The organism is Nocardioides sp. NBC_00850, from assembly GCF_045207335.1.
GTDB lineage: Bacteria > Actinomycetota > Actinomycetes > Propionibacteriales > Nocardioidaceae > Nocardioides.
The window spans coordinates 1,829,075-1,853,655 of the sequence record NZ_CP108845.1 but is presented as its reverse complement, the minus strand read 5'-3'; the positions used below and the strand labels follow the sequence as shown (position 1 = coordinate 1,853,655).

General features: G+C 68.1%; 32 protein-coding genes. 7 read left to right on the top strand and 25 right to left on the bottom strand.

What is annotated here, in order from left to right; all coding sequences use genetic code 11:
- Genes rpmC through rpsJ form a run of 10 tightly spaced genes read right to left on the bottom strand, consistent with a single transcriptional unit; the run spans position 1 to position 5,217 of the window.
- Entirely contained in the window at positions 1–243 is a 243-nt protein-coding gene (gene rpmC, locus OH802_RS09095; protein WP_292648878.1) for a 50S ribosomal protein L29, read from the bottom strand.
- Positions 243–662, bottom strand: a complete 420-nt coding sequence (gene rplP, locus OH802_RS09090) for a 50S ribosomal protein L16 (protein WP_141806215.1) — start codon at positions 660–662, stop codon at positions 243–245. Before rplP ends, rpmC begins: the two co-directional genes overlap by 1 nt.
- Positions 663–665: 3 nt before the next feature.
- On the bottom strand, positions 666–1,493 hold the full coding sequence (gene rpsC / locus OH802_RS09085; RefSeq protein ID WP_008361007.1) for a 30S ribosomal protein S3: 828 nt from the start codon (positions 1,491–1,493) through the stop codon (positions 666–668).
- Positions 1,493–1,912, bottom strand: coding sequence for a 50S ribosomal protein L22 (rplV, locus tag OH802_RS09080; protein ID WP_091052384.1), 420 nt, complete (start codon positions 1,910–1,912; stop codon positions 1,493–1,495). Before rplV ends, rpsC begins: the two co-directional genes overlap by 1 nt.
- Positions 1,909–2,190, bottom strand: a complete 282-nt coding sequence (gene rpsS, locus OH802_RS09075; RefSeq protein ID WP_008361004.1) for a 30S ribosomal protein S19 — start codon at positions 2,188–2,190, stop codon at positions 1,909–1,911. Before rpsS ends, rplV begins: the two co-directional genes overlap by 4 nt.
- A gap of 3 nt (positions 2,191–2,193) precedes the next feature.
- The gene (gene rplB / locus OH802_RS09070; RefSeq protein ID WP_160027008.1) at positions 2,194–3,030 is read right to left on the bottom strand and encodes a 50S ribosomal protein L2; all 837 of its coding nucleotides are present in this window, start codon (positions 3,028–3,030) and stop codon (positions 2,194–2,196) included.
- A gap of 16 nt (positions 3,031–3,046) precedes the next feature.
- A complete protein-coding gene (rplW, locus tag OH802_RS09065) occupies positions 3,047–3,343 on the bottom strand; it encodes a 50S ribosomal protein L23 (RefSeq protein ID WP_008360999.1) in 297 nt (98 codons plus the stop codon).
- Positions 3,340–4,239 carry a 50S ribosomal protein L4 gene (gene rplD, locus OH802_RS09060; RefSeq protein ID WP_406027138.1) on the bottom strand — a complete coding sequence of 300 codons (900 nt, stop codon included), beginning with the start codon at positions 4,237–4,239 and terminating at the stop codon, positions 3,340–3,342. The genes rplW and rplD overlap by 4 nt, the downstream gene beginning before the upstream one ends.
- 2 nt (positions 4,240–4,241) lie before the next feature.
- Positions 4,242–4,898: a 50S ribosomal protein L3 gene (rplC, locus tag OH802_RS09055; protein WP_378817826.1), complete on the bottom strand. Its 657-nt coding sequence runs from the start codon at positions 4,896–4,898 to the stop codon at positions 4,242–4,244.
- A gap of 10 nt (positions 4,899–4,908) precedes the next feature.
- On the bottom strand, positions 4,909–5,217 hold the full coding sequence (gene rpsJ / locus OH802_RS09050) for a 30S ribosomal protein S10 (protein WP_008360994.1): 309 nt from the start codon (positions 5,215–5,217) through the stop codon (positions 4,909–4,911).
- Between the two features lie 530 nt (positions 5,218–5,747).
- Here rpsJ and OH802_RS09045 point away from each other — a divergent pair.
- From OH802_RS09045 to OH802_RS09025, 5 genes are all read left to right on the top strand, one after another.
- The gene (locus OH802_RS09045) at positions 5,748–6,746 is read left to right on the top strand and encodes a hypothetical protein (protein ID WP_406027133.1); all 999 of its coding nucleotides are present in this window, start codon (positions 5,748–5,750) and stop codon (positions 6,744–6,746) included.
- Positions 6,743–7,354: a DUF4129 domain-containing protein gene (locus OH802_RS09040; protein ID WP_406027131.1), complete on the top strand. Its 612-nt coding sequence runs from the start codon at positions 6,743–6,745 to the stop codon at positions 7,352–7,354. The genes OH802_RS09045 and OH802_RS09040 overlap by 4 nt, the downstream gene beginning before the upstream one ends.
- Positions 7,351–8,496, top strand: coding sequence for a DUF4350 domain-containing protein (locus OH802_RS09035; RefSeq protein ID WP_406027129.1), 1,146 nt, complete (start codon positions 7,351–7,353; stop codon positions 8,494–8,496). Before OH802_RS09040 ends, OH802_RS09035 begins: the two co-directional genes overlap by 4 nt.
- Positions 8,493–9,476 carry an AAA family ATPase gene (locus OH802_RS09030; protein WP_406027127.1) on the top strand — a complete coding sequence of 328 codons (984 nt, stop codon included), beginning with the start codon at positions 8,493–8,495 and terminating at the stop codon, positions 9,474–9,476. The genes OH802_RS09035 and OH802_RS09030 overlap by 4 nt, the downstream gene beginning before the upstream one ends.
- Positions 9,477–9,624: 148 nt before the next feature.
- Positions 9,625–10,926, top strand: a complete 1,302-nt coding sequence (locus tag OH802_RS09025; protein WP_406027125.1) for a DUF58 domain-containing protein — start codon at positions 9,625–9,627, stop codon at positions 10,924–10,926.
- Here the strand turns inward: OH802_RS09025 and OH802_RS09020 are convergent.
- The 3 genes from OH802_RS09020 to OH802_RS09010 are packed head-to-tail and all read right to left on the bottom strand — an operon-like array spanning position 10,923 to position 13,180.
- Complete coding sequence (locus OH802_RS09020) at positions 10,923–11,567, bottom strand: nucleotidyl transferase AbiEii/AbiGii toxin family protein (RefSeq protein WP_406027123.1); 645 nt, start codon at positions 11,565–11,567, stop codon at positions 10,923–10,925. The genes OH802_RS09025 and OH802_RS09020 overlap by 4 nt on opposite strands.
- 5 nt (positions 11,568–11,572) lie before the next feature.
- Entirely contained in the window at positions 11,573–12,145 is a 573-nt protein-coding gene (locus tag OH802_RS09015) for a helix-turn-helix transcriptional regulator (protein ID WP_406027121.1), read from the bottom strand.
- 39 nt (positions 12,146–12,184) lie between these two features.
- The gene (locus OH802_RS09010) at positions 12,185–13,180 is read right to left on the bottom strand and encodes a stage II sporulation protein M (RefSeq protein ID WP_406027119.1); all 996 of its coding nucleotides are present in this window, start codon (positions 13,178–13,180) and stop codon (positions 12,185–12,187) included.
- A gap of 23 nt (positions 13,181–13,203) precedes the next feature.
- Between OH802_RS09010 and OH802_RS09005 the strand changes: the two genes are divergently transcribed.
- On the top strand, positions 13,204–14,058 hold the full coding sequence (locus tag OH802_RS09005) for an RDD family protein (protein ID WP_406027117.1): 855 nt from the start codon (positions 13,204–13,206) through the stop codon (positions 14,056–14,058).
- On the opposite strand, the gene OH802_RS09000 is transcribed toward OH802_RS09005, so the two are convergent.
- From OH802_RS09000 to OH802_RS08960, 9 genes are all read right to left on the bottom strand, one after another.
- Positions 14,055–14,672 (bottom strand): hypothetical protein, encoded by a 618-nt coding sequence (locus tag OH802_RS09000; RefSeq protein WP_406027115.1) that lies wholly within the window; start codon positions 14,670–14,672, stop codon positions 14,055–14,057. The genes OH802_RS09005 and OH802_RS09000 overlap by 4 nt on opposite strands.
- A gap of 57 nt (positions 14,673–14,729) precedes the next feature.
- Complete coding sequence (trmB, locus tag OH802_RS08995; protein ID WP_406027113.1) at positions 14,730–15,458, bottom strand: tRNA (guanosine(46)-N7)-methyltransferase TrmB; 729 nt, start codon at positions 15,456–15,458, stop codon at positions 14,730–14,732.
- A 176-nt stretch (positions 15,459–15,634) separates the two neighbouring features.
- Positions 15,635–16,828 carry an elongation factor Tu gene (tuf, locus tag OH802_RS08990; RefSeq protein WP_141806232.1) on the bottom strand — a complete coding sequence of 398 codons (1,194 nt, stop codon included), beginning with the start codon at positions 16,826–16,828 and terminating at the stop codon, positions 15,635–15,637.
- An 84-nt stretch (positions 16,829–16,912) separates the two neighbouring features.
- Entirely contained in the window at positions 16,913–18,976 is a 2,064-nt protein-coding gene (gene fusA / locus OH802_RS08985) for an elongation factor G (protein ID WP_406029263.1), read from the bottom strand.
- A 134-nt stretch (positions 18,977–19,110) separates the two neighbouring features.
- Positions 19,111–19,581 (bottom strand): 30S ribosomal protein S7, encoded by a 471-nt coding sequence (rpsG, locus tag OH802_RS08980; protein ID WP_292648923.1) that lies wholly within the window; start codon positions 19,579–19,581, stop codon positions 19,111–19,113.
- A 1-nt stretch (position 19,582) separates the two neighbouring features.
- The gene (rpsL, locus tag OH802_RS08975) at positions 19,583–19,954 is read right to left on the bottom strand and encodes a 30S ribosomal protein S12 (protein WP_091052356.1); all 372 of its coding nucleotides are present in this window, start codon (positions 19,952–19,954) and stop codon (positions 19,583–19,585) included.
- Positions 19,955–20,219: 265 nt separating this feature from the next.
- Positions 20,220–21,470: an MFS transporter gene (locus OH802_RS08970; RefSeq protein ID WP_400467337.1), complete on the bottom strand. Its 1,251-nt coding sequence runs from the start codon at positions 21,468–21,470 to the stop codon at positions 20,220–20,222.
- Positions 21,467–21,928 carry a MarR family transcriptional regulator gene (locus tag OH802_RS08965; RefSeq protein ID WP_355224319.1) on the bottom strand — a complete coding sequence of 154 codons (462 nt, stop codon included), beginning with the start codon at positions 21,926–21,928 and terminating at the stop codon, positions 21,467–21,469. Before OH802_RS08965 ends, OH802_RS08970 begins: the two co-directional genes overlap by 4 nt.
- A gap of 77 nt (positions 21,929–22,005) precedes the next feature.
- Complete coding sequence (locus OH802_RS08960) at positions 22,006–22,155, bottom strand: DUF1059 domain-containing protein (RefSeq protein ID WP_406027109.1); 150 nt, start codon at positions 22,153–22,155, stop codon at positions 22,006–22,008.
- Positions 22,156–22,225: 70 nt separating this feature from the next.
- Here OH802_RS08960 and OH802_RS08955 point away from each other — a divergent pair, with 70 nt between their 5' ends.
- Positions 22,226–22,615, top strand: coding sequence for a DUF2530 domain-containing protein (locus tag OH802_RS08955; RefSeq protein WP_406027107.1), 390 nt, complete (start codon positions 22,226–22,228; stop codon positions 22,613–22,615).
- Positions 22,616–22,625: 10 nt separating this feature from the next.
- Here OH802_RS08955 and OH802_RS08950 read toward each other — a convergent pair whose 3' ends face one another.
- From OH802_RS08950 to OH802_RS08940, 3 genes are all read right to left on the bottom strand, one after another.
- Entirely contained in the window at positions 22,626–23,435 is an 810-nt protein-coding gene (locus tag OH802_RS08950; protein WP_406029261.1) for a DUF3027 domain-containing protein, read from the bottom strand.
- Between the two features lie 176 nt (positions 23,436–23,611).
- The gene (locus OH802_RS08945; protein ID WP_084101379.1) at positions 23,612–24,163 is read right to left on the bottom strand and encodes an ATP/GTP-binding protein; all 552 of its coding nucleotides are present in this window, start codon (positions 24,161–24,163) and stop codon (positions 23,612–23,614) included.
- A 40-nt stretch (positions 24,164–24,203) separates the two neighbouring features.
- A complete protein-coding gene (locus OH802_RS08940; RefSeq protein WP_008360948.1) occupies positions 24,204–24,554 on the bottom strand; it encodes a DUF742 domain-containing protein in 351 nt (116 codons plus the stop codon).
- Positions 24,555–24,581 lie beyond the last annotated feature (27 nt).

The following is a 24,581-nucleotide window of genomic DNA, read 5'->3' as shown; positions in this document are numbered from 1 at the left end:
TCAGGCCTCCTCAGTGGTCTCGGCACCCGGGGCCACGCGGATGCCGAGCTCGCGCTCACGCACCACGGTGTAGATCCGGGCGATGTCCTTCTTGACGGTGCGGAGCCGACCGTGGCTCTCCAGCTGGCCGGTGGCCGCCTGGAACCGGAGGTTGAACAGCTCCTCCTTCGCCTCGCGCAGCTTCGCCTCGAGGTCGACGTCGGTGAGCTCGTCCAGCTCGAACGCCTGCAGGGAGTTAGCCATCAGAACTCACCAGCCTCTCGCGTGATGAAACGGCACTTCATGGGCAGCTTGTGGATCGCGCGGCGCATCGCCTCGCGGGCCGTGGTCTCGTCGACACCGGAGAGCTCGAACATGACGCGGCCCGGCTTGACGTTGGCAACCCACCACTCGGGCGAACCCTTACCGGAACCCATGCGGGTCTCGGCAGGCTTCTTGGTCAGCGGGACGTCGGGGTAGATGTTGATCCACACCTTGCCGCCTCGCTTGATGTGACGAGTCATCGCGATACGCGCTGCCTCGATCTGGCGGTTGGTCACGTAGTGACCCTCGATCGCCTGGATGCCGTACTCACCAAACGCGAGCTTCGTGCCACCCTTGGCCACGCCTGTGCGCTTCGGGTGGTGCTGCTTGCGGTGCTTGACTCGACGGGGCATCAGCATTGGTCAGCCCTCCTGGGACGTGGTCTCGGCGGCGGGAGCCTCAGCGGCAGCCGGCGCCTCAGTCTTCGCCGCGCGGTCAGCGCGGTTCGGGCGGTCACCACGGGAGCCACGCGACGGACGGTCGCCGCGGCCACCGCGACGGTCGTTGCCACCGCGACCCGGGACGCCCGCACGGGCGGCCTGGGCGGCCTGACGCTCGGCGCGCGATCCGGAGACCTCGCCCTTGTAGATCCAGACCTTCACGCCGATGCGGCCGAAGGTCGTGCGGGCCTCGTAGAAGCCGTAGTCGATGTCCGCGCGAAGGGTGTGCAGCGGCACGCGACCCTCGCGGTAGAACTCGGTACGCGACATCTCCGCGCCGTTCAGACGACCCGAGCACTGGATCCGGATGCCCTTGGCACCGGAGCGCATGGTGGTCTGCATGGCCTTACGCATCGCGCGACGGAACTGCACGCGACCGCTGAGCTGCTCGGCGACACCCTGGGCGACCAGCTGAGCGTCGACCTCGGGGTTCTTGACCTCGAGGATGTTCAGCTGAACCTGCTTGCCGGTGAGCTTCTCCAGCTCGGTGCGGAGGCGGTCGGCCTCGGCGCCGCGGCGACCGATGACGATGCCGGGACGCGCGGTGTGGATATCCACACGGACGCGGTCACGGGTGCGCTCGATCTCGACCTTGGCGATGCCGGCCCGCTCCATGCCCTTGCTGAGCAGCTTGCGGATCTTGACGTCCTCGCCGACGTACTCCTTGTACTGCTTGTCGGCGTACCAACGCGACTTGTGGTCGGTCGAGATGCCCAGGCGGAAGCCGTTCGGGTTGATCTTCTGACCCATTACTTCTTACCGCCCTTCTCGACGACGTCGGCCGGCTGCACGACCAGGGTGATGTGCGAGGTCCGCTTGTTGATGCGGGTCGCACGACCCTGGGCGCGGGGGCGCCAGCGCTTCATGGTCGGACCTTCGTCGACCATGGCGACCGAGACGACGAGGTCGTCACGGTCCAGACCCTCGGTCGACACCGCGTTGGCGATGGCGCTCTCGAGAACCTTGTAAACAGTCTCGGAGGCTGCCTGCGGCGCGAACTGCAGCAGGGACAGAGCCTCGTCGACGGGCAGGCCGCGGACCAGGTCGACGACGCGGCGTGCCTTCAGCGGGGTGATCCGCACGAAGCGGGCACTCGCGAAGGCACCCGGCTGGTCGCCGAGCAGGGAGTCGCGGCGGGCGCTGATGCGCTGCCGTTCGGTGGTGGTCATCGACGGCGTCCCTTCCGGTCGTCCTTGATGTGACCCTTGAACGTGCGGGTCGGGGCGAACTCGCCCAGCTTGTGACCGACCATCGAGTCGGACACGAAGACCGGGACGTGCTTGCGACCGTCGTGCACCGCGATGGTGTGACCGATCATCTCGGGCACGATCATCGAGCGGCGCGACCAGGTCTTGATCACGTTGTGGGTGCCCTTCTCGTTCTCGGCGTCCACCTTCTTCTGAAGGTGGTCGTCGATGAAGGGGCCCTTCTTCAGGCTGCGAGGCATTGCTTACTTCCTACCCTTCCCGCTCTTACGGCGGCGGATGATCTGCGAGTCAGAGGCCTTGCGCTTACGCGTACGGCCCTCGGGCTTACCCCAGGGGCTGACCGGGTGACGGCCACCAGAGGTCTTACCCTCACCACCACCGTGCGGGTGGTCGACCGGGTTCATGACGACACCGCGGACGGTCGGGCGAACGCCCTTCCACCGCATACGGCCGGCCTTACCCCAGTTGATGTTGGACTGCTCGGCGTTGCCGACCTCACCGACGGTGGCGCGGCAGCGCACGTCGACGAAGCGCATCTCACCCGAAGGCATACGCAGCGTGGCCTTGGAGCCCTCACGAGCGACCAGCTGGGCGCTCATGCCGGCGGAGCGGGCGATCTTCGCGCCGCCACCCGGACGCAGCTCAACAGCGTGGATGGTGGTACCAACCGGGATGTTGCGCAGCGGGAGGTTGTTGCCGGGCTTGATGTCGGCGGTGGGACCGGACTCCACGACGGTGCCCTGGCTCACGCCGACGGGCGCGAGGATGTAGCGCTTCTCGCCGTCGAAGTAGTGCAGCAGGGCGATACGGGCGGTGCGGTTCGGGTCGTACTCGATGTGAGCGACCTTGGCCGGCACGCCGTCCTTGTCGTAGCGACGGAAGTCGATGATCCGGTAGGCCCGCTTGTGGCCACCACCCTTGTGGCGGGTGGTGATACGGCCCTGGTTGTTGCGGCCGCCCTTCTTGGGAAGGGGCACCGTCAGCGACTTCTCCGGCGTGGTCCGAGTGATCTCGGCGAAGTCGGCCACCGACGAGCCACGACGGCCCGGGGTGGTCGGCTTGTACTTACGAATAGCCATGTTCAGTCAGTCCTTCTCACGCGCCGAAGATGTCGATGCGGTCGCCCTCAGCCAGGGAGACGATCGCGCGCTTGGTGTCGGGGCGCTTACCCAGGCCGTAACGCGTACGACGGGCCTTGCCCTTGCGGTTGATCGTGTTGACCGAGGTCACCTTGACGTCGAACACCTTCTCGACCGCGATCTTGATCTCGGTCTTGTTCGCGTCGGGGCGAACGATGAAGGTGTACTTGTTCTGGTCGAGGAGGCCGTAGCTCTTCTCGGAGACCACCGGCGCGATCAGGATGTCGCGGGGGTCGTAGTGCAGCGTGCTCACTTGTCAGCCTCCTCAGCCTTCTTCTTGCCGGCCTCGACGAAGCCTGCGGCGATGGCGTCCTCGGCGGACTTGAAGTAGAACTCCGCCTTGGTGGACTCGTACCAACGGCCGCCCGGGGCGTGGAACTTCTTGTCCTTGCCCTTGACGTTGCCCTTGATGTCGAAGCCCTCGGGGGCCGAGCCGTCCTCGAGCGGCGCGACAGCGCCCTCGGGGAGGTCGATCTCCTTGGCGGGCTCGACGGCAGCCTCCTTGATCGCGTCCTTCTCGACCTCACCGATGGTGACGGTCTCCTTGGCGGCGACGACCGGCTTGCCCGAGATGAAGACCTCGAAGGCCGGCTTGGAGAAGACAACGTCGTCGGAGACGAGGACGTCGTAGGTGTTGAGCTGGTCGGCCCAGAGCAGGTGCACCTCAGGGGCGTTGCGCAGGCTCAGCGCGGCGACGGACTCGGAGCGGTCCAGGACGACGAGGTAACGCTTGACGTCCGAGATCGCCTTGAGGGCGGTCAGCGCGGTCTTGGTCGAGGGCGCCTCGAGGGTGAACTCGGCCACGTGGATCTGGCCTGCACGAGCCCGGTCGGAGAGGGCACCGCGGAGGGCGGCAGCCTTCATCTTCTTGGGGGTGCGCTGGCTGTAGTCACGCGGCTGCGGGCCGTGGACGGTGCCACCACCGGCGAACTGCGGCGCGCGGGTCGAACCCTGACGGGCGCGACCGGTGCCCTTCTGCTTGTAGGGCTTGCGTCCACCGCCGCGGACCTCGCCGCGGGTCTTGGTGGAGTGCGTGCCCTGGCGCGCAGCGGCCTGCTGCGCGACGACGACCTGGTGGATCAGCGGGATGTTGACCTCAACATCGAAGATCTCAGCCGGGAAGTCGACCTTGACAGTCTTGATAGCCATGATCAGGCCTCCAGCTTCTTAGCAGCCGAGCGGAGGACCACGAGGCCACCCTTGGGGCCAGGAATGGCGCCCTTGACCAGGATGAGGCCCTTCTCGGTGTCGACGGCGTGCACGGTCAGGTTCTGGGTGGTGACGGTGTCAGTACCCATGTGACCGGCCATGCGGACGCCCTTGAAGACGCGACCCGGGGTGGCGCAAGCGCCGATCGATCCCGGCTTGCGGTGGTTGCGGTGAGCACCGTGGGAGGCACCGACACCGTGGAAGCCGTGACGCTTCATGACACCAGCGAAACCCTTGCCCTTCGAGGTGCCCGTCACGTCGATCTCCTCGCCGATGGCGAAGGTGTCGACGGGGAGCTCCTGGCCGGCGGAGTACGACGCGGCGTCGGCGGTGCGGATCTCGGCCAGGTGGCGGCGCGGCGTGGTGCCGGCCTTCTCGAACTGGCCGGCGCCCGGCTTGTTCACCTTGCGGCCGTCGATCTCGCCGTAGCCGATCTGCACGGCGTTGTAGCCGTCAGCCTCGGGGGTGCGGACCTGGGTCACGACGTTGGTGTTCGCCGCGATGACGGTCACGGGGACGACGACGTTGTTCTCGTCCCACAGCTGGGTCATGCCGAGCTTGGTGCCCAGGAGACCCTTCACGTTGCGTTCGATCGTCATGTCGTCAACCTCAGAGCTTGATCTCGATGTCGACACCAGCAGGCAGGTCGAGCCGCATGAGGGAGTCAACAGTCTTCGGGGTCGGGTCGATGATGTCGATGAGGCGCTTGTGGGTGCGCATCTCGAAGTGCTCGCGCGAGTCCTTGTACTTGTGGGGCGAGCGGATGACGCAGTACACGTTCTTCTCGGTCGGCAGCGGCACCGGGCCGGCGACCTTGGCACCCGTACGGGTGACCGTGTCCACGATCTTTCGCGCCGAGGTGTCGATCACCTCGTGGTCATAGGCCTTGAGCCTGATGCGGATCTTCTGTCCCGCCATCTGTCTCTCTCGTCCTTCTTGGTCAGCGTGCCGCGTGCTACAGGCTTCCTCCGGCTGAGTCGGCCCGGTTGCTCACCTCTGGCTCCGACCCCCGCGGTCGGGCGTGTCGCGTACGTTGTTAAAACAACACCGTCGCAGGCAACGCCGACTTCACGTCGGGACTTTCACCATCAGCTTCACTGGAACCACGCCTTCGGGATGGGCACACGGCGACCACAGACCACATCCGGACAGGCTGATCAGCCTGCTCAGGTGACGCGATTCAGTAGTCAAGGTGTGCGCACCCCAGCGAACAGTTCACTGGAGCAACCAGAGAATCTTGTCACGCGTACGCAGGTGGCTCCAAATCAACGATGTCGTCTGGGTCGCTCTGAGAGGATGCCCCCAACCGAGCGAGTTCGCCGGTCGTCGCGACGAGGAGCATCCAGATGTCAGGAGTGTGGCCACCCCCACCGGGTGAGCAACCTCAACAGGGCGCGGCGAACCCGTCGACCCCACCCCCGCCGGGCCAGCCGGTGCACTCCCAGCCGGTGCAGTCTGTGCAGCCTGCGTGGACCCAGCCGCTGCCACCGGCCCACAAGCCGGGAGCGATCCCGCTGCGCCCGCTGGGGCTCGGCGACATGCTCGACGGCGCCTTCCGGCTCGTACGCTTCAACCCCGGCGCCACGGTCGGCGCCTCGGTCCTCGTGGCGGCGGTCGCGATGGCCATCCCGCTGGGCGTGACCGCGGCGATGACCTTCACCGGCGACAGCCTGGAGTGGTTCGGGACCAGCATCGAGGACCCCGACTACTCGCCCGGCGGCTCCGAGGTCATCAGCATGCTGGTGGCCTTCGGCTCCTTCTTCCTCGGCTCGGCCCTGCAGGCGATCGGCGCGATCCTGGTGGCCGGGATGATCTCCCACGTCGCCCATGCCGCCGCGATCGGCCGCAAGCTCACTCTCGGCCAGGCGTGGGCGGCGACCCGCGGCAAGCGCTGGCGGCTGATCGGGCTGGCGCTGCTGAGCGGGGTGGTCTTCACCCTGGTCCTGGCGGTCGCGGCGACTCCCGTGGTGGTGCTCGCGCTCGTCGTCGACAGCCCCGTCCCGGCCATCCTGGTCGGCATCCTGATGTTCCTGCTCCTGATCGTGGCCACCCTCTTCATGACGGTGCGGCTCTACCTGCTCGCGGTGCCGGCACTGATGCTCGAGCGCACCGGTGTCTTCGGCGCCATCGGGCGGGCCTGGCAGCTGTCGGCGAGACAGTTCTGGCGGCTCTTCGGGATCTGGCTGCTGGCCGCCATCATCGTCGGCTTCGCCTCCCAGATCATCGCCTTCCCGATCAGCCTGGTCGCCAGCGTCGTGGGCATCGTCCAGCCGGACCTCTACTTCCTCGCGACCATCGCCGGCAGCGCCGTCTCCACCGTGGTCTCCGCTGCGATCGTGACCCCGTTCAGCGGCGCGGTGACCAACCTGCAGTATCTCGACCAGCGCATCCGCAAGGAGTCCTACGAGGTCGAGCTGATGGAGCAGGCCGGGCTGCTGAGCAGATGATCCTCCTCCAACAGACTCCTCCTCTGACGCCGACGCCCGAGGAGGGTCGCTCCTGGCTTCGGCGCGAGCTGGCCGGGCCGGAGTACCACGACCTCGACCTCATCGAGCGGATCCTGCGCTGGATCGAGCGCACCCTGTCCGACGGCCTGCCGTCGGTCGGCGACGTGCCCTGGGCCCAGACCGTCGCCGCGATGGTCGTCTTCGCGGTGCTCCTGGTCGGGATCGGCCTGCTGGTCTCGCGGGCCCGGCGCAGCCCCCGGGTCGCCCGCGACCGCAACGGGGACGTCCTCACCGACGAGTCGCTCTCCGCGGCCGCGCTCCGGGCGCGGGCCGAGGCTGCGTACGCCTCGGGGAATCACGGCGCCGCGGTGATCGACGGGTTCCGAGCCCTGGCCAGACGACAGGTCGAACGCGGCCGGCTCGCGGAGGATCCCGGGCTGACCGCCGCCGAGGTCGCGGCGAGCCTGGAGCGGGAGATGTCGCTCGAGGGCCGCGCCGGGCAGGCAGCGGAGCTGTTCAACGAGGTGCTCTACGGCGACCACCCCGCCACGCGTGAGCAGGCCGAGGGCGTACTCGCTCTCGAGCAGGAGCTGGCGGTGGCGCGATGAGCACGCAGGCCCCGGCGAGCCCGGCGGACTCGACCGTCGGACGATTGGGCTGGTTCCGACGGAACCGGCCGCTTCTGATCGTCGCGCTGGCCTTCATGATCGCGGTCGTGCTGGCGTACATCGCGACGCCGAAGGGCGGGGAGTCCTTTGCCGCGTACGACCCCGAGAGCCCCGACCCCGACGGCACCCGGGCGCTGGTCCAGGTGCTCGAGGACCATGGCGTCGAGGTCGAGATCGTCCGCTCGTCGAAGCGCCTGGAGAGCACCGAGATCGGGCGGGACACGACGGTCTTCGTGACCGGCACCGACGCGCTCGGCGAGGACACCGCCTCCCGGCTGCGCGACCGCACCGACGACGCCGCCGGGCTGATCCTGGCCGAGCCCGCCCCCTATGTGTCGGCGATGCTCGGCATCCCCTACGCAGTCGCCCAGACGCCCGAGAAGGTCGAGGCGGGCTGCGACGACCCGCGCTGGGAAGGGCTCAGCATCCAGGCCGATGCGGTCACTGCGTACGACGCCGGCTCCTGCTTCCCGCACGAGGGCGGCGCGGTGCTGGCGCCCGCGGAGGGGCTCACCGTCTGGGGTGCGCCGCAGGTGCTGACCAACGACCAGATCCTGCGGGCGGACAACGCGGCGGTGGCGCTGCGGCTGCTGGGCGAGAACGACCACCTGGTCTGGTACGTCCCCTCCTTCGACGACCTCGCCCCCGACGAGACCCACTCCCCCAGCTCGTTGCTGCCGCGCTGGATCAATCCGGCCCTGTGGCTCCTGCTGCTCGCGGCCGTCGCCTTCGCCATCGCCCGCGGCCGGCGGCTGGGCCCGCTGGCGGTCGAGCCGCTGCCGGTCCACGTCCGGGCCGGGGAGACGACGCGCAGCCTGGGCCGGCTCTACCGCCGCTCCGGCGACCGCACGCACGCCGCGACGACGCTGCGGCAGGCCGCCCGCACCGGCCTCGCCCAGCGACTGCGGCTGGGGCGCGATGCCACCCCGGAGGCCGTCGTACGCGCCGTCGTCCAGCGCACCGGACGAGCCGATCTCGAGGTCTCCGCGCTGCTCAACGATGCCCCGATCCAGAACGACCAAGACCTGATCACGCTGGCCAACGCGCTGGCGGCCCTTGAGGAAGAGGTACGACACCCATGACCCAATCCGAGACCATCGCCAACGTGTCGCCCGACGGCGCGCGGGAGCGGCTCACCGCGGTCCGGGCCGAGGTCGCCAAAGCGGTCGTCGGGCAGGACGCCGCGGTCTCCGGGCTGCTGGTCGCGCTGGTGTGCGGCGGGCACGTGCTCATGGAGGGCGTACCCGGCACCGCCAAGACCCTGCTGGTCCGGTCGCTGTCGGCGGCGCTCTCGGTGGAGACCCGCCGGGTGCAGTTCACTCCCGACCTGATGCCCGGTGACATCACCGGGTCGATGGTGGTCGAGTCGTCCCACGGCGAGCTCACCTTCCGGGAGGGGCCGGTCTTCACCAACCTGCTCCTCGCCGACGAGATCAACCGCACCCCGCCGAAGACCCAGTCGGCGCTGCTCGAGGCGATGGAGGAGGGCCAGGTCTCGGTCGACGGCGTCACCCGCCCGCTGCCGCGCCCGTTCCTGGTGGCCGCGACCCAGAACCCGATCGAGTACGAGGGCGTCTACCCGCTCCCCGAGGCGCAGCTGGACCGGTTCCTGCTGAAGGTCGTCCTCCCGGTGCCCTCGCGCTCCGACGAGGTGCAGATCCTCAACCGGCACGCCTCCGGCTTCGACCCGCGCGACGTCGCCGGTGCCGGGGTCACCGCGGTCGCATCGGGCGCCGACATCGAGGCCGCCCGGCAGCACGTCTCGACGGTCCAGGTGTCCCCCGAGGTCACCGGCTACATCGTCGACATCGCCCGGGCGACGCGCGAGTCCCCGTCGCTGTCGGCCGGGGTGTCCCCGCGAGGCGCCACCGCGCTGCTCCGCTCCGCGCGCGCCTGGGCCTGGCTCGCGGGCCGCGACTTCGTGACCCCCGACGACGTGAAGTCGCTCGCCCAGGCCACCCTCGCCCACCGTCTGGCCCTGCGCCCCGAGGCCGAGCTCGAGGGCGTCCAGGTCTCCCAGGTCCTCTCCTCCGCCATCGGCGCCGTCCCCGTCCCCCGATGACCACCCCCAGCCGAGACGACCGGAGCGAGGTCGAGCGGCGAGCTTGCTCGTCCGCTCGCACCGAGCGAGGGAGTGACCGCGCGCAGCGCCGAGACGTCAGTTCTGCAGATCGAGACGTCAGCGATGGCGTCGGCTCGAGGTCGTGCTGATGGCGATCACCTGGCGCGTCCCACTGCTCATGCTGGCCGGCATCGTCCCCGTCGTCCTACGCCCGGCCGCGAGCACGGCGGCGGTATGGATCCTGCTCGTGGTGGTCCTGGCGCTCCTCGACGTGTTCCTGGCGCCCAAACCGGCGACCCTGGAGATCAGCAGGGTCCCGCTCGGCGGCATCAGGCTGGGCGAGTCGACGACGTCGGAGCTGATGGTCCGCTCCCCCGCCCGCGGCTTCCGGGCGCTGGTGCGCGATGCCTGGCAGCCCACCGCCGGCGCCGGTCACAACCGGCATCGGATCCGGCTCGGTCGCGGCGACAGCACCAGGCTGCGTACGCCGCTGCAGCCGCGGCGCCGCGGAGATCTGCGGGCGTTGGACGTGACGGTGAGGGCGTACGGGCCCTTGGGTCTGGGCGCCCGGCAGCGCACGATCCCGGTGGAGGGCTCGGTGCGGGTGCTGCCCGCCTTCGAGTCGCGCAAGCACCTGCCCTCGCGGCTTCAGCGTCTGCGCGAGCTCGACGGCCGGGCCGCGGTCCGGGTGCGCGGGCAGGGGACGGAGTTCGACTCGCTGCGGGAGTACGTCCGTGGCGACGACGTACGCTCCATCGACTGGCGCACCACCGCCCGCTCCCGCACCGTCGTGGTCCGCACCTGGCAGCCGGAGCGGGACCGCCGCGTGGTGCTGGTGCTCGACACCTCCCGCACCTCGGCCGGCCGGATCGAGGGCGCCGGTGGCGGAGTGCCACGGCTCGACTCCGCGATGGATGCCGGGCTCCTGCTCGCCGCCATCGCCTCGCGGGCAGGCGACCGGATCGACTTCATCGCCGGCGACCTGCGCGTACGTTCCCGGGTCCGGCTCGCCGGCCAGCGCGACGTCACCCAGCGGCTTCAGGAGACGATGGCCGACCTCGAGCCGGTCATCGCCGAAGCCGACTGGTCCAACCTCGCCGGCGCGGTCGCCGGCCTCGGCCGCCACCGCGCGCTCGTGGTGCTGCTGACTCCCCTCGACCCGCACGCGATCGAAGAGTCGCTCCTCCCCGTCCTCCCGGTCCTGACCCAGCACCACCGCGTCGTCATCGCCTCCGTCCGCGACCCCGAACTCGAGGCCACCGCCGCATCCCGCGACACCCTCGAGAACGTGTACGCCGCGGCCGCCGCCGAACAGACCCTCCGCCGCCGCGACCACACCGCCGCCATGCTCCGCACCCTCGGCGTCGACATCGTCGACGCCGACGCCGAGTCCCTCCCGCCCGCTCTCGCCGACCACTACCTGCAGCTCAAGGCCACCGGTCAGCTCTAAGGCTGCTCGAGAATCTCCTCAGCCCACTCGTTGAAGAAAGCGACCATGTCATCGAACTGGTCGTTGCTGATTGGATAGTCCTCGTCGTGGCGGAAGTTCACACGTCGAAGAGCCTGCGTGAAGAAACCCAGATCGAAGCCGAGATCGCGCTCAGCTGCGAGATCGAGGAGCCGCTGCTTACCGAACATCCGCGCCAGGAAGTAGACGTCGACAAAGTCTCGCGGACGCCACCTACCGAACAGCGCGAGCGTCTTTCTGCCCGCGTTCTCCTCCGGGGCGACCGTCGGACCAAGGAACGTCACAATCGGCGGAAATTGCAAGGCGGCGTCGATTCCGAAGTCGACTGGCACGGAGTCGTCTGGCCCGAAGACTTCCAACCTCACGAACTCGTCGTTGTCGTAGACGATCTCGGTCGACCAGTTCCTGACGTCACACATTTCGAGGAATGCCGCTTTCGTAGTCGGCACGTGCGCCTCGCCTCTAGCAGCGAAGAAGTCGAGATCTTCTGTCACCCGCTCGACTGTGTCGGAGGCAATCAGCGCGGCGCCGCCAGCAAGGATGAACCCCTTCGACTCGGGCATCCCGAAGAATGCGTTGGCGACCTCCCGCTGGAATGGCGTGATCAGATCAATTCCTGACATCTGCCCTACGCCGCCTTCCCGCGCACGTACGCATCGACCGCCGGCTCCCACGCGGACCGGACATCCGGCGCCATGAACATGTGCTCCCACATCTCGCTGAGCAGCTCACCGTCCAGGAACTCGACCATGACTGCCGGCGGCGCCTCCTCCATCAGGATCTGGTAGGCGTACTCACGCGTCTGCGCGTCAGAGAGATCGAAGGCCTTATCTCGTCCGGACCAATAGACGCTGCGAGGAAGCTCGACTGACGCCGTTGCACGCTCGGGCTCCAGAACCCACAGCCGGCCGGGAACGGACAAAGGTCGTCCCGTGCGTCGGATCACGGTCCGGAAAGAGACGAGCCCGCTCGGCGTACGCACCATCTCGATCGGATCCGGCTCGTCGGAGACCTCGAGTCCAACGGCCCGCATCACGTCGGCGACCTTGCGGAGCTCGGCGCGGCCGTGGCCGGCCTCGAGCTCGATGACGAACCGGCGACCGACGCCCGCGAGCTCGGCGAGCTCGGCCTGAGTCAGGCCGAGCGTCTTGCGCACGCTGCGCACGAGCTCGCCGATCTCGCCTGGGGACATCGTTGCCATGCCTCCAGCGTACGCTCAAATGTTCCCGACTGGGAACATTCAGGACTGGGTGGCGACGCGGTCCTCGAGCAGGCGGTCGTCGATGTCGCCCGTCTCGCCCTGGGAGGCGGCGGCGCGGCCGACGATGAAGACGTACGCGAAGAAGGCGAGCTCGGCGAGGACGCCGATGCCGACGCGGGCCCAGGTGGGTAGCGGCGAGGGGGTGACGAAGGCTTCGATGATGCCTGAGATCAGGAGCACGACGATGAGGCCGAGGGCGATGCCGGCGGCGGTGCGGCCCTCACGGGCCATCGACTGCCCGCGGGTCAGCGAGCCTGGGTCGATCCAGGACCAGAAGATCCTCAGCCCGACGGCGCCGGCGACGAAGACCGCGGTCAGCTCCAGCAGACCGTGGGGAAGGATCAGGCCCCAGAAGAGGCCACCGCGGTCGTGTCGGTGCATCAGGGTGCCGAGGATGGCCAGGTTGGAGATGTTCTGGAACATCGAGTAGATCACCGGCAGCCCGAGCACACCGAGGGCGATGCAGATGAACGAGACCCAGACGTTGTTGACCCAGACCTGGGTGGCGAACGACGAGGCCGCGTGCTCGCTGTAGTAGCCCTCGATGTCGTGCTCGACCAGCTGCTTGACCTGCTCCGGGCCGAGCAACGACTGCTCGACCTCCGGGTGGCGCAGCAGCCACCAGATCATCACCGCGGTGACCACGACGTTGGCCACCATCATCCCCAGCCACCACCAGCGCAGCCGGTAGAGCGCGGCCGGGAACCGATGCGTGAAGAACCGCAGGAAACCCGACCAGGTGCTCGTCCGGGTGCCGGTGGTGCGGTTGCGGGCGGCGGCCAGCAGCACCGAGAGATGCTGGACGGCCGTCGGGTCGGGGGCGTTGCTGCGTACGACCGAGAGCTGGGTGCTCACCCGCTGATAGAGCTCGACCAGCTCGTCGGCCTGGGCGCCGTTCAGCCGACGCTCGGCCAGCAGCTGCTCGAGCCTGGTCCGGTCGGCGGCGGTAGCGGCCAGATACGCGTCGAGATCCACGCCCGCAGCGTACGCTGACCGCCATGACCTCCGCGCCGCAATCGCCCGAGCGACGCCCCCAGGACCAGCGCCCCCAAGAACGGGAACTGCTCACCGACGACGACCTGATCACCGGAGACGCAGTCGCCCTCGACCTGCCGGCCGCCGGGCTGGGGATGCGGCTGCTGTCGGGCCTCATCGACGTGATCGTGGTGATGGCGCTGCTGATCGTGACGCTGTTCGTCTTCATGACCGCCGCTCCCGCGACCGACGAGGCCCTGGCCTGGGCCGCCTACATCACGGCCACTGCCTCGGTTCTCGTGGTCTTCCCGACAGCCATCGAGACGCTCACCCGCGGTCGCTCGCTCGGCAAGCTCGCGCTCGGTCTCCGTACGGTGCGCGACGACGGCGGGGCGATCAGCTTCCACCATGCGTTCGTGCGTGCCCTGATCGGCGTCGTCGAGATCTACGCCACCAGCGGCGCCGTCGCCTTCCTCTCCGCGATGATCCACCCGCGCGGCAAGCGGCTGGGCGACATCGCGGCCGGGACGTACGTGATTCGCGTACGGGTGCCGCTGCGTCCCCCGGCACCGATCCAGATGCCCCCGGGGCTCGCCGCCTGGGCCTCCCGCGCGGACGTCGCCACCATCCCGGTCGGCCTGTCCCTGGCGGTGCGACGGTTCCTCTCCGGCGAGGTCGGCACCTACACCGACCCGGTCCGCCGCCACGCCCTCGCCGAGCGCCTCGCGACCCACATGCAGACGTACGTCGCCCCGGGCCCACCTCCGGGCACCCCGCCCGAGGCCTACCTGGCTGCCGTGCTCGCCACCCGCCGCGATCGGGACGCGGCCCGGCTCGCCCGCGACGAGGAGCTCCGGTCGCGGCTCACCGCGCGCTAGGACGTCTTTAGGCGCTTGGCGCTGAGCCCGACCGCCTTCAGCTCCAGCTCGGCCAGCCTCGCCACCACGTCGGCATCGCCGTCCCGCCAGGCCCTGACCGGATCGTCGCTGATCTTGACCAGCTTGTGCAGCGGCTGGGTCGCCATCGCGCGCAGCGCCACCAGATCGGCGCCGGTGCCGGCCTCCAGGAACCGCTGGGTCGAGGTCGCGTTGCGGATGAACCGCCACCGCAGCGGCACGTAGACCATCAGCCACATCAGCACCGGGATGAGCACGACCGCGATCGCCAGCCCGGTCGCGATGCTGGAGACAGCCTCGACCTGCGCCTCCCCCGCCGCGCGGAGCTGGTCGGCGGCCTTCGCGGCACCCTCGAACGGGACCGCGATGCCGTCCTTGACCAGCGGCAGGTCATCGACCTTCCCGGCCGCCTCGAGCATCTTCACGGAGAGCGAGGTGCCGGCGTCGTCCATCTTCTCGCCGGGCACGGCGAGCGCCGAGACCATCTCGTGGACGAATCTTCCGAGAAGGACCCATCCGGCGATCCACACCACCGTCAGCAGGTCGGCGAGCAACTGGGCGGCGAGGCGTGGGGGCCTGTCGGCGTACAACTTCATGCCGCTGATCTTCGCGGTTCCGCGCCTACAGATCAGTCACGACACGGGTAGTTCGGGTCAACGCCGGTAGAGCAGGTCGGTGATGACCCGGTCCTTGGCCAGTCCCTTGCGCTCGAACTTGGTCACCGGGCGCTCGTCCCAACGCTCGACGACACCACCGCTCAGCAGCGGCTCGGCGTCGAGAACCTCCACCATCTGCTCGGCGTACTCGACCCAATCTGTCGCCAGCCGCCAGATCCCGCCGGGCGCCAGCCGCTCCGCGATCATCCGCGCGTTGGTGGGCGTCACCAGGCGCCGCTTGTGGTGGCGGGTCTTGTGCCACGGGTCAGGAAAGAACGTCCAGACCTCGCTGACCGAAACCGGCTCGACCAGGTTCTCGAGCGTCCAGAGCGCGTCGACGCTGCAGAAACGTACGTTCGTCGCGCCCGCGGCGCCCACCCGGGCGAGGCTCTCCGCGACGCCGGGGCGCCATACCTCCAGCGCCAGGATGTTGGCCTCGGGACGGTTGGCCGCCAGCACCGCGGTCGCCTCTCCCACGCCACCGCCGATGTCGACGATCAGCGGACCCTTGCGACCGAACCAGCTCTCCAGGGAGAAACCGGGCTCGTCGACCGCCTCGTCGGGGATCACCCACTCGGCTGCGTACGCGTCCCACGCCTTCTGCTGCTTGGCGTCCAGGCGGCTGCCGCGGCGGGTGTAGGTGAGGACCTCTCTTACCGTGCGGCCGTCATCGAGCAGCTTCTGGTGGGGTCTTGCGGGGCGGATCTGGGGGTTTGGGTCTGTCATCTTTTCTTGCCTTGGTCTCGTGGCGCGCCGACGCGGCGCAATCCGGTCCTCGCTTCGCTGCGGTCCGTTTGCGCCGAGTCAGCGCTTACTAAGCAACAAGGAGCATCTGGTCCAACGCGAAAGGCCCCCTTCGCCTTGCGGCTCCGGGGACCTTCCACGTTGGATCAGACGATCACTTACTTGATGATCTTCGTAACCCGACCCGCGCCGACGGTGCGACCGCCCTCACGGATAGCGAACTTCAGACCCTCGTCCATCGCGATGGGCTGGATGAGCTCGACCGACATCTCGGTGTTGTCACCCGGCATGACCATCTCGGTGCCCTCGGGGAGGGTCACAACGCCGGTCACGTCCGTGGTCCGGAAGTAGAACTGCGGACGGTAGTTGTTGAAGAACGGGGTGTGACGGCCACCCTCCTCCTTCGAGAGGATGTAGACAGAGCCCTCGAAGTTGGTGTGGGGGGTCGTGGTGCCCGGCTTGATGACAACCATGCCGCGCTCGACGTCCTCGCGCTTGGTGCCGCGGAGCAGCAGCCCGACGTTCTCGCCGGCCTGGCCCTCGTCGAGCAGCTTGCGGAACATCTCGACGCCGGTGACGGTCGACTTCTGCGAGGTCTCGCGGATGCCGACGATCTCGACCTCTTCGCCGACCTTGACGATGCCGCGCTCGATACGACCGGTGATGACGGTGCCACGACCGGTGATCGTGAAGACGTCCTCAACGGGCATCAGGAACGGCTTGTCGGTCTCACGAGCCGGGGTCGGGATGTAGTCGTCGACGGCCTGCATGAGCTCGGCAACCGAGTCCATCCACTTCTGCTCGCCCTGCAGGGCGGGGTAAGCGGCAACGCGCACGACCGGGAGGTCGTCACCCGGGAACTCGTACTCGCTGAGGAGCTCGCGCACCTCCATCTCGACGAGCTCGATGAGCTCCTCGTCGTCGACCATGTCGCACTTGTTGAGCGCGACGACGATCGACGGCACGCCGACCTGGCGGGCCAGGAGCACGTGCTCCTTGGTCTGCGGCATCGGGCCGTCGGTGGCGGCGACCACGAGGATCGCGCCGTCCATCTGCGCGGCACCGGTGATCATGTTCTTGATGTAGTCCGCGTGACCCGGGCAGTCGACGTGAGCGTAGTGACGCGACTCGGTCTGGTACTCGATGTGCGCGATCGAGATCGTGATCCCGCGCTGGCGCTCCTCGGGGGCCTTGTCGATGTCCTCGAACGCGAACTCCGGGTTCAGGTCCGGGTACTTCGCGTGCAGCACCTTCGAGATCGCCGCGGTAAGGGTCGTCTTACCGTGGTCGATGTGACCGATGGTGCCGATGTTGACGTGCGGCTTGTTCCGCTCGAACTTCGCCTTAGCCACTGTGGGCTCCTCCTGGTGTGATTTTCTTACTGACTCGTACTGAGTGGTGTTGCTGCCGAAGTCCCTGGACGGGCGACCCGAAGGTCACTCGCCACGGGCCTTCTTGATGATCTCGTCGGCGACGTTCGTGGGAACCTCGGCGTACGAGTCGAACTCCATCGAGTACGACGCCTGACCGCTGGTCTTGGACCGCAGGTCACCGACGTACCCGAACATCTCTGAGAGCGGGACGAGAGCCTGGACGACCATGTCGCCGTGGCGCTCCTCCTGCGAAGACACCTGGCCGCGGCGGGAGTTGATGTCGCCGATGACGGTGCCGAGGTAGGTGTCGGGGGTCGTCACCTCTACCGCGAACATCGGCTCCAGCAGGACGGCCTTCGCCATCCGCGCGGCCTCCTTGAAGGCCTGGTTGCCGGCGATCTTGAAGGCGAGCTCGGAGGAGTCGACGTCGTGGTAGGCGCCGTCCTCGAGCGAGACCTTCACATCGACCATGGGGAAGCCGGCGAGGATGCCGAACTCCATGGCGTCCTGAGCACCCTGGTCGACCGAAGGGATGTACTCCTTCGGCACGCGACCACCGGTGACGTTGTTGACGAACTCGTAGCCCGCACCGAGGCCGGTCTCCTCGTCGATGTTGGGCTCGACGGAGATGACGACCTTCGCGAACTGACCCGAACCACCGGTCTGCTTCTTGTGGGTGTAGCTGTGGTTCTGGACCTTCTTGCGAAGCGTCTCGCGGTAGGCGACCTGCGGCTTGCCGACGGTGGCCTCGACCTTGAACTCGCGCTTCATCCGGTCGACGAAGACCTCCAGGTGGAGCTCGCCCATACCGGCGATGATCGTCTGGCCGGTCTGCTCGTCGGACTTGACCGTGAAGGTCGGGTCCTCCTCGGTGAGGCGCTGGATCGCGGTGCCGAGCTTCTGCTGGTCGCTCTTGGTCTTCGGCTCGATGGCGACCTCGATCACCGGGGCCGGGAAGCTCATCGACTCGAGCACCACCGGGTGGGTCGGGTCGCACAGCGTGTGACCGGTCTTCGACTCCTTCAGACCCATGACCGCGACGATCTGGCCGGCGCCCACCGAGTTGATCTCCTCACGCTTGTTCGCGTGCATCTGGTAGATCTTGCCGATGCGCTCCTTGCGGCCGTTGATCGGGTTGACCACGGTCGCACCCGCCTCGACCTTGCCGGAGTAGACGCGCAGGTAGAAGAGCTTGCCCAGGTGCGGGTCGGAGGCGATCTTGAAGACCAGGCCGGAGAACGGCTCGTCGTCGGAAGGCTTCCGGGAGACCTCGACCTCCTCGTCCTTGACGTCGTGGCCGATGATCGACTCGACGTCGAGCGGGGAGGGCAGGTAGTCGACGACCGCGTCGAGCAGGGGCTGGACGCCCTTGTTCTTGAACGCGGTGCCGGTGAGGATCGGGTTGAGCTTGTCGGCCAGGGTCGCGCGACGGATGGCAGCCTTCAGGGTGGGCACGTCGAAGACGTCGCCCTCCTCGAGGTAGACCTCCATGATGTCGTCGTCGGCCTCGGCAAGGGTCTCGACCAGCTTCTCGCGGTACTCCGCAGCCTTGTCGGCGAGGTCGGCCGGGATCTCCTCGATCACGTAGTCCTCGCCCATCGCGGTCTCGCCGCGCCAGACCTTGGCGTGCATCTCGACCAGGTCGACGACGCCGATGAAGTCGGACTCGGCGCCGATCGGCAGCTGCAGCACCAGCGGGGTGGCGTGCAGCTTGTCGACGATGGAGTCGACGACCATGTAGAAGTCGGCACCGGTGCGGTCGAGCTTGTTGACGAAGCACATCCGCGGGACGGCGTACTTGTTCGCCTGACGCCACACGGTCTGCGACTGCGGCTCGACACCGGCGACACCGTCGAAGACGGCGACGGCGCCGTCGAGGACGCGCAGCGAGCGCTCGACCTCAACGGTGAAGTCGACGTGCCCGGGGGTGTCGATGATGTTGATCTGGTGGTCCTTCCACCAGCAGGTCGTCGCGGCGGACGTGATCGTGATGCCGCGCTCCTGCTCCTGCTCCATCCAGTCCATCGTGGCTGCGCCGTCGTGGACCTCACCGATCTTGTAGGAGATACCGGTGTAGAACAGGATGCGCTCGGTGGTGGTGGTCTTACCGGCATCGATGTGCGCCATGATGCCGATGTTGCGGACCACATTGAGGTCCGTGGTGATGTCGACGGCCACTGTCTTCAGCGTTCCTTAAAGAGATTGTCTTCGGTCTGGATGGGCGGGGTGCCCACATTGTGCGGCAGGCACCCCGCCGTACGTCACCAGCGGTAGTGCGCGAAGGCCTTGTTGGACTCGGCCATCTTGTGGGTGTCCTCACGCTTCTTCACAGCGGCACCGAGGCCGTTGCTCGCGTCGAGGATCTCGTTCATGAGGCGCTCGGCCATCGTCTTCTCACGACGGTCCTGGGCGTAACCGACGAGCCAGCGCAGCGCGAGCGTGGTGCCACGCGTGCCCTTGACCTCGATCGGAACCTGGTAGGTCGCGCCACCGACACGGCGGGACTTGACCTCGATGGCCGGCTTCACGTTGTCCATGGCGCGCTTGAGCGTGACCACGGGGTCGGTGCCGGTCTTCTCGCGGCAGCCCTCGAGCGCGGTGTAGACGATGCGCTGAGCGACCTGCTTCTTGCCGTCCTGGAGAACCTTGCTGACGAGCTGGGTTACGAGCTGCGAGCCGTAGACGGGGTCGACGACGAGCGCGCGCTTGGGAGCGGGACCCTTACGAGGCATGTCACTTCTCCTTCTTCGCGCCGTAGCGCGAACGGGCCTGCTTGCGGTTCTTGACACCCTGGGTGTCGAGCGTGCCGCGGATGATCTTGTAACGCACGCCGGGGAGGTCCTTCACACGACCGCCACGGACGAGCACGATGGAGTGCTCCTGAAGGTTGTGACCCACACCCGGGATGTAAGCGGTGACCTCGACGCCGGAGGAGAGGCGCACACGGGCGACCTTCCGGAGGGCGGAGTTCGGCTTCTTCGGGGTGGTGGTGTAGACGCGCGTGCAGACGCCACGGCGCTGCGGCGATCCCTTGAGGGCAGGCGTCTTCGACTTCGTCGCCTTGTCCTCGCGGCCCTTGCGGACCAGCTGGTTGATTGTGGGCACCTCGGTGGTTCCCCTTCTTTTCTGCTCTCACTACGCGGCGCTCTGCCGCGAAGGATCCAATGTTGTGCGTCCAGGTGGTGCGATACCAACTGGTCCCGCCTCGCCCCCGAGGTCGGGCGTGTCGCCCTTACCTCAACTCACACGTTGGCGGATCTTTCGAACCGAATCCCCGTACTGAGGGCGCCGAACCCGGGTCCGAGACCTATCTCTCGAGCTTGTTCCGGGCACGCGCGACGGCCTGGTTGTCCCAGACACGCTTCAGAGGCTACCCGGCGGCTTGAGAGGGGGTCAAAACGGCCCGGATACCACCTCTGAGTGCGGCGAGGACCAGCACCCCCGCAAGCGTACCCAACAGCACCAGAGCGCCACTCGCGTACAGGGTCGTGCGGGCGCCGAAGTGCTCGCCGACGAAGCCGATGAGCGGGGCACCCAGCGGGGTGCCACCCATCAGGACGGTCATATAGATCGCCATCACCCGGCCGCGGAACTCCGGGGCCGCCTCGGTCTGCATCGTGGCGTTGCAGGCGTTGAGGGTCGTGATCGTGAAGAAGCCGAGCACGGGCGAGATCAGGGCGAAGAGGGCGTACGTCGGCATCAGCCCGGACACGATGACGGTGAGGCCGAACCCGGTCGCCGCCAGCACGATCAGCTTGAGCGGGATCCGGGTACGGCGGGCGCCGAGCAGGGCGCCGGAGAGCGAGCCGATGGCCAGGACGGTGCCGAGCAGGCCGTACTCGCTGGCGCCCTTGCCGAACTCCTCGGTCGCCATCAGCGCCGAGGTGATCGGGAAGTTCGCCCCGAAGGTGCCGACGAAGAAGATGATCACCAGGACCATCAGCATCTTGGGCTGCGTACGGATGTAGCCGATGCCCTCGCGCAGCATCCCGCTCCGCCGGGCGACGGGGTCGGGCGAGTGCAGCTCGGCGGTGTTCATCCGCTGCAGCTGGCCGATCACGGCGAGGTAGGAGACGGCGTTGATGAGGATCACCCAGCCGGTCGCCTCGGGGCCGCTTCCCAGCGAGCCGATGAGGAGCCCGGCCAGCGCCGGTCCGATCAGGCGGGCGAGGTTGAACGAGGCCGAGTTGAGGCCGACGGCGTTGGTGAGGTCGTCGGGGTGGACCATCTCCGAGACGAACGACTGCCGGCCCGGGCCGTCGAAGGCGGCGCCGGTGCCGAAGAGGAACGCGATCACGTAGACCATCCACACCTCGGCGTGGCCGCTCACCGCCAGCACACCGAGGAGCAGCGACATCAGGGCCATCCAGCCCTGGGCGGCCTGCAGCAGGCGGCGCTTCGGGAAGCGGTCGGCGATGACCCCGGCGTAGGGGCTGAGCAGGAGGATGGGCAGGAACTGCAGGCCGGTGGTGATACCGAGTGCCGCTCCCCCGCCGCCGAGGCTCAGGACCAACCAGTCCTGGGCGATGCGTTGCATCCAGGTGCCGACGTTGGAGACGACACTGCCGGCTAGGTAGAGGCGGTAGTTGTGGCTGCGCAGGGAACGGAACGTGGGACTCAACTGGTGGCTATTCTCTCCATGATCGAAGCGGCTGTGCGGAGGGCGGCGAGCTCGTCCGCATCGAGGTCGACGAGCTGCTGGGCGAGCCAGGCGTCCCGGCTGAGCCGGTCCTTGCGTACGGTCCGGCGGCCCTTGTCGGTGATCGAGACCAGCACCTGGCGGCGGTCGGTCTCACCCTGGCGGCGGACGACGTAGCCGCCCTCCTCGAGGAAGTTGACCATCCTGGTCATGCTCGGCGGCTGGACGCGCTCGCGCCCGGCGAGAGCGCCGAGGGTCATCTCGTCGTTGGCGTACAACGCCCCGAGCACCGCCATCGACCCCAGGGAGAGGTCGTTGTCGGGGTGGCGCTCGTTGGCCAGGCGGCGGCGCATCCGCATGACGGAGGTGCGCAGCACCGAGGCGACCTCGGGGATGTCGGAGGCCGCGTCGGGCGCGGAGGCTGGCTGTGCGGTAGGCATGTCGGCAAGCATAACTGCTTACCGGCGCTAACTATTCCGCGAAGAGACAGCGCCCAGGTGAGGGCGCCGTCACAGAGTCAGGACATCGCGGCGAGCATCAGGATGTCGTCGCGGCTGTAGGTGCGGCCGGGGTGAGCCTCCGCGAGGTGCTCCTGCACCTTGTCGACCAGCTCGTCGTCGGTCTCCGTGCGGAAGTTGGTGCCACAGGGGCAGCGGAGCGAAGCCATCAGGGACCTCCAAGTCGTCAGCGTTCCACCCAACCCTACCGGCTCGTGGTGACCTACTAGATTGGACTCCATGAGCGACCAGTACCGCGACGACGACTATTCCGGCAGCTACCCGGAGCAGCAGTACGAGGGGTACGACGGCGACTACTACACCGAGGACGGCGGCTACCACCCCCAGGACTACGGCTACGACGAGCCGCCTGTCGAGGAGCCTGCACAGGCCGCACCCGAGCCGAAGATCGAGCTCGTCGACCAGGACGGCATCCGCGCCTTCGAGCTCGCCACCCTCGGTTGGCTGGTCGGGTTCGTCGCCCTGCTCCCCTTCTGGGGCCTGCTCAACGACCGCGGTTGGACCTGGTGGATCTGGACCTGCCTGGCCGCCTTCGGCATCGGCGCGATCGGCATCGAGCTGACCCGGCGTCGCAAGGCCCGCCGGCTGCGCGCCGAGGGCCTCGCCTAGAACCGCTCGGCTAGAAGGCCTCGGCGTCGTCGCTGATCGTGTCGAAGACCGGGTCCGGCAGCGGCTGCGGCTCGTGCTTCTTCGCCAGCCGCACCTCCGAGTGCGCACCGCACCCGTGATTGAGGCTGACCACCTTGCCGTCGTCGTTGGCATCGCCGTTGGCGCAGACACCGAAGCTCGTGGCCAGGTGGCCGGTCAACCGGACCAGGAAGCCACAGCTGTGGCACTGGTCGGGGGCTGCCTGCGCGAGCGGCGCCTCGGGGCCGCCGTCACCGGCGTACCACCGCTCGGCGGCGGCGTCGAAGCCGGAGACGGACAGGGTCCGGACACGGCCGAGGCCGAGGTCCTTGGCGACCTCGCGCACCTGAGCCTTCTCGTCGGCGTCGAGGGGGTCGTCACCGAAGGCGTACGTCGGGACCAGCCGCGCGTCGTCGTCCTCGACCGGGAGCAGATCACCGGGCGAGAGGTCGCCCGGCTTGATCCGTTCGCGGTAGGGCACCCAGGCCGGCGCGACGATCGCCGCGTCACCGGGGACGAGGACGACCTCGTTGATGGTCACCGGAGCATCGACACCGAATCCCGGGCCGTCGAGCGAGGGCACGGTGACGAGCGTGACCGACCAGTGCCACCCGACGTAGCCCTTGCGGGTGCAGGCGAACAGGTGGGTCACTACGCCCGGGCCGGCACCCTTCTCGACCACATGGCCGAGATGTTCTCCGACGTCACCGGCTGGCACGTCGGACAGGAGCGCGGCGCGGGCCTCGTCGACGGCAGCGACGGCCGTCGCATCGGCGTACGGGGTCGTGATCACGGACCACATCTTCACCCACATGCGCCTCAGGTGCCACTTCGGGGTCACCTTGCGCCACCACAACCTGAACTTCCGCACAACGCGTGATCCTCCCAGACGTACGCCTCTACTGCACAGTCACGACAGCCCTTGAAACGGCCAACACCCGCCGGAGCGTGGCTACGGCGGGTGTTGGTGACGCTCGGCTACTGAAGAGCGCGCGTGGAGACCATGGAGAGGACGTACTCGACGAGCGAGATCAGCGTCGCCTTGGTCGACTGACGGTCACGAGCGTCACAGGTGACGATCGGGATGTCCGGGCGCAGAGCCAGGGCCTCGCGGATCTGCTCCGGCTTGTAGGCCTGGTTGGCGCCGAAGACGTTGTGGGCCACGACGAACGGCACGTTGCGGGACTCGAAGTAGTCGATCGCGCCGAAGGAGTCGGCGAGGCGACGAGTGTCGATGAGCACCACGGCGCCGATGGCGCCCTGGGTCAGGTCGTCCCACATGAACCAGAAGCGGTTCTGACCGGGGGTACCGAACAGGTAGAGGATCAGGTCGGAGTCGAGGGAGACTCGACCGAAGTCCATGGCGACCGTGGTCGTCTTCTTGTTGGGCACTGCGGAGAGGTCGTCGACGCCGGCGGTCGCCTGCGTCATCACGGCCTCGGTCGTCAGGGGGACGATCTCCGAGACGGAGCCCACGAAGGTCGTCTTACCAACGCCGAACCCGCCGGCGATGACGATCTTCGCAGACATCGTCGCCTGCTTGGAGTCGGTGGTCACTGCATTACTCCTGTCAAAGCTTCCTCAGGCCGGACAGCACGCGCTCGAGGAGAGCGGTGTCCGGGGCGTCCGGGACCTTGCTGGCGTGCACCTGCACCACGCCGCGCTCCGCAAGGTCACCGATCAGGACTCGGGCGACACCCAGGGGCACCCGGATGAGCGCCGCGACCTCAGCGACGGAACGGCTCTCGCGGCAGAGCTCTGCGATCGTCCGCTCCTCGGGCGACCGGACGTAGCCGTCGATCACGTAACGGTCAGTGATCACCAGTGCTTCCATCGGGAAGACGCGCTTGGGTTGCGTGCGGCCACGAGTCAGGGCATAAGGCCTGACCAGCGGCGGCGGTTCGGATGCGTGGTTGCTCACGATCTCGGTCCTAGGGTCGGGGCACTG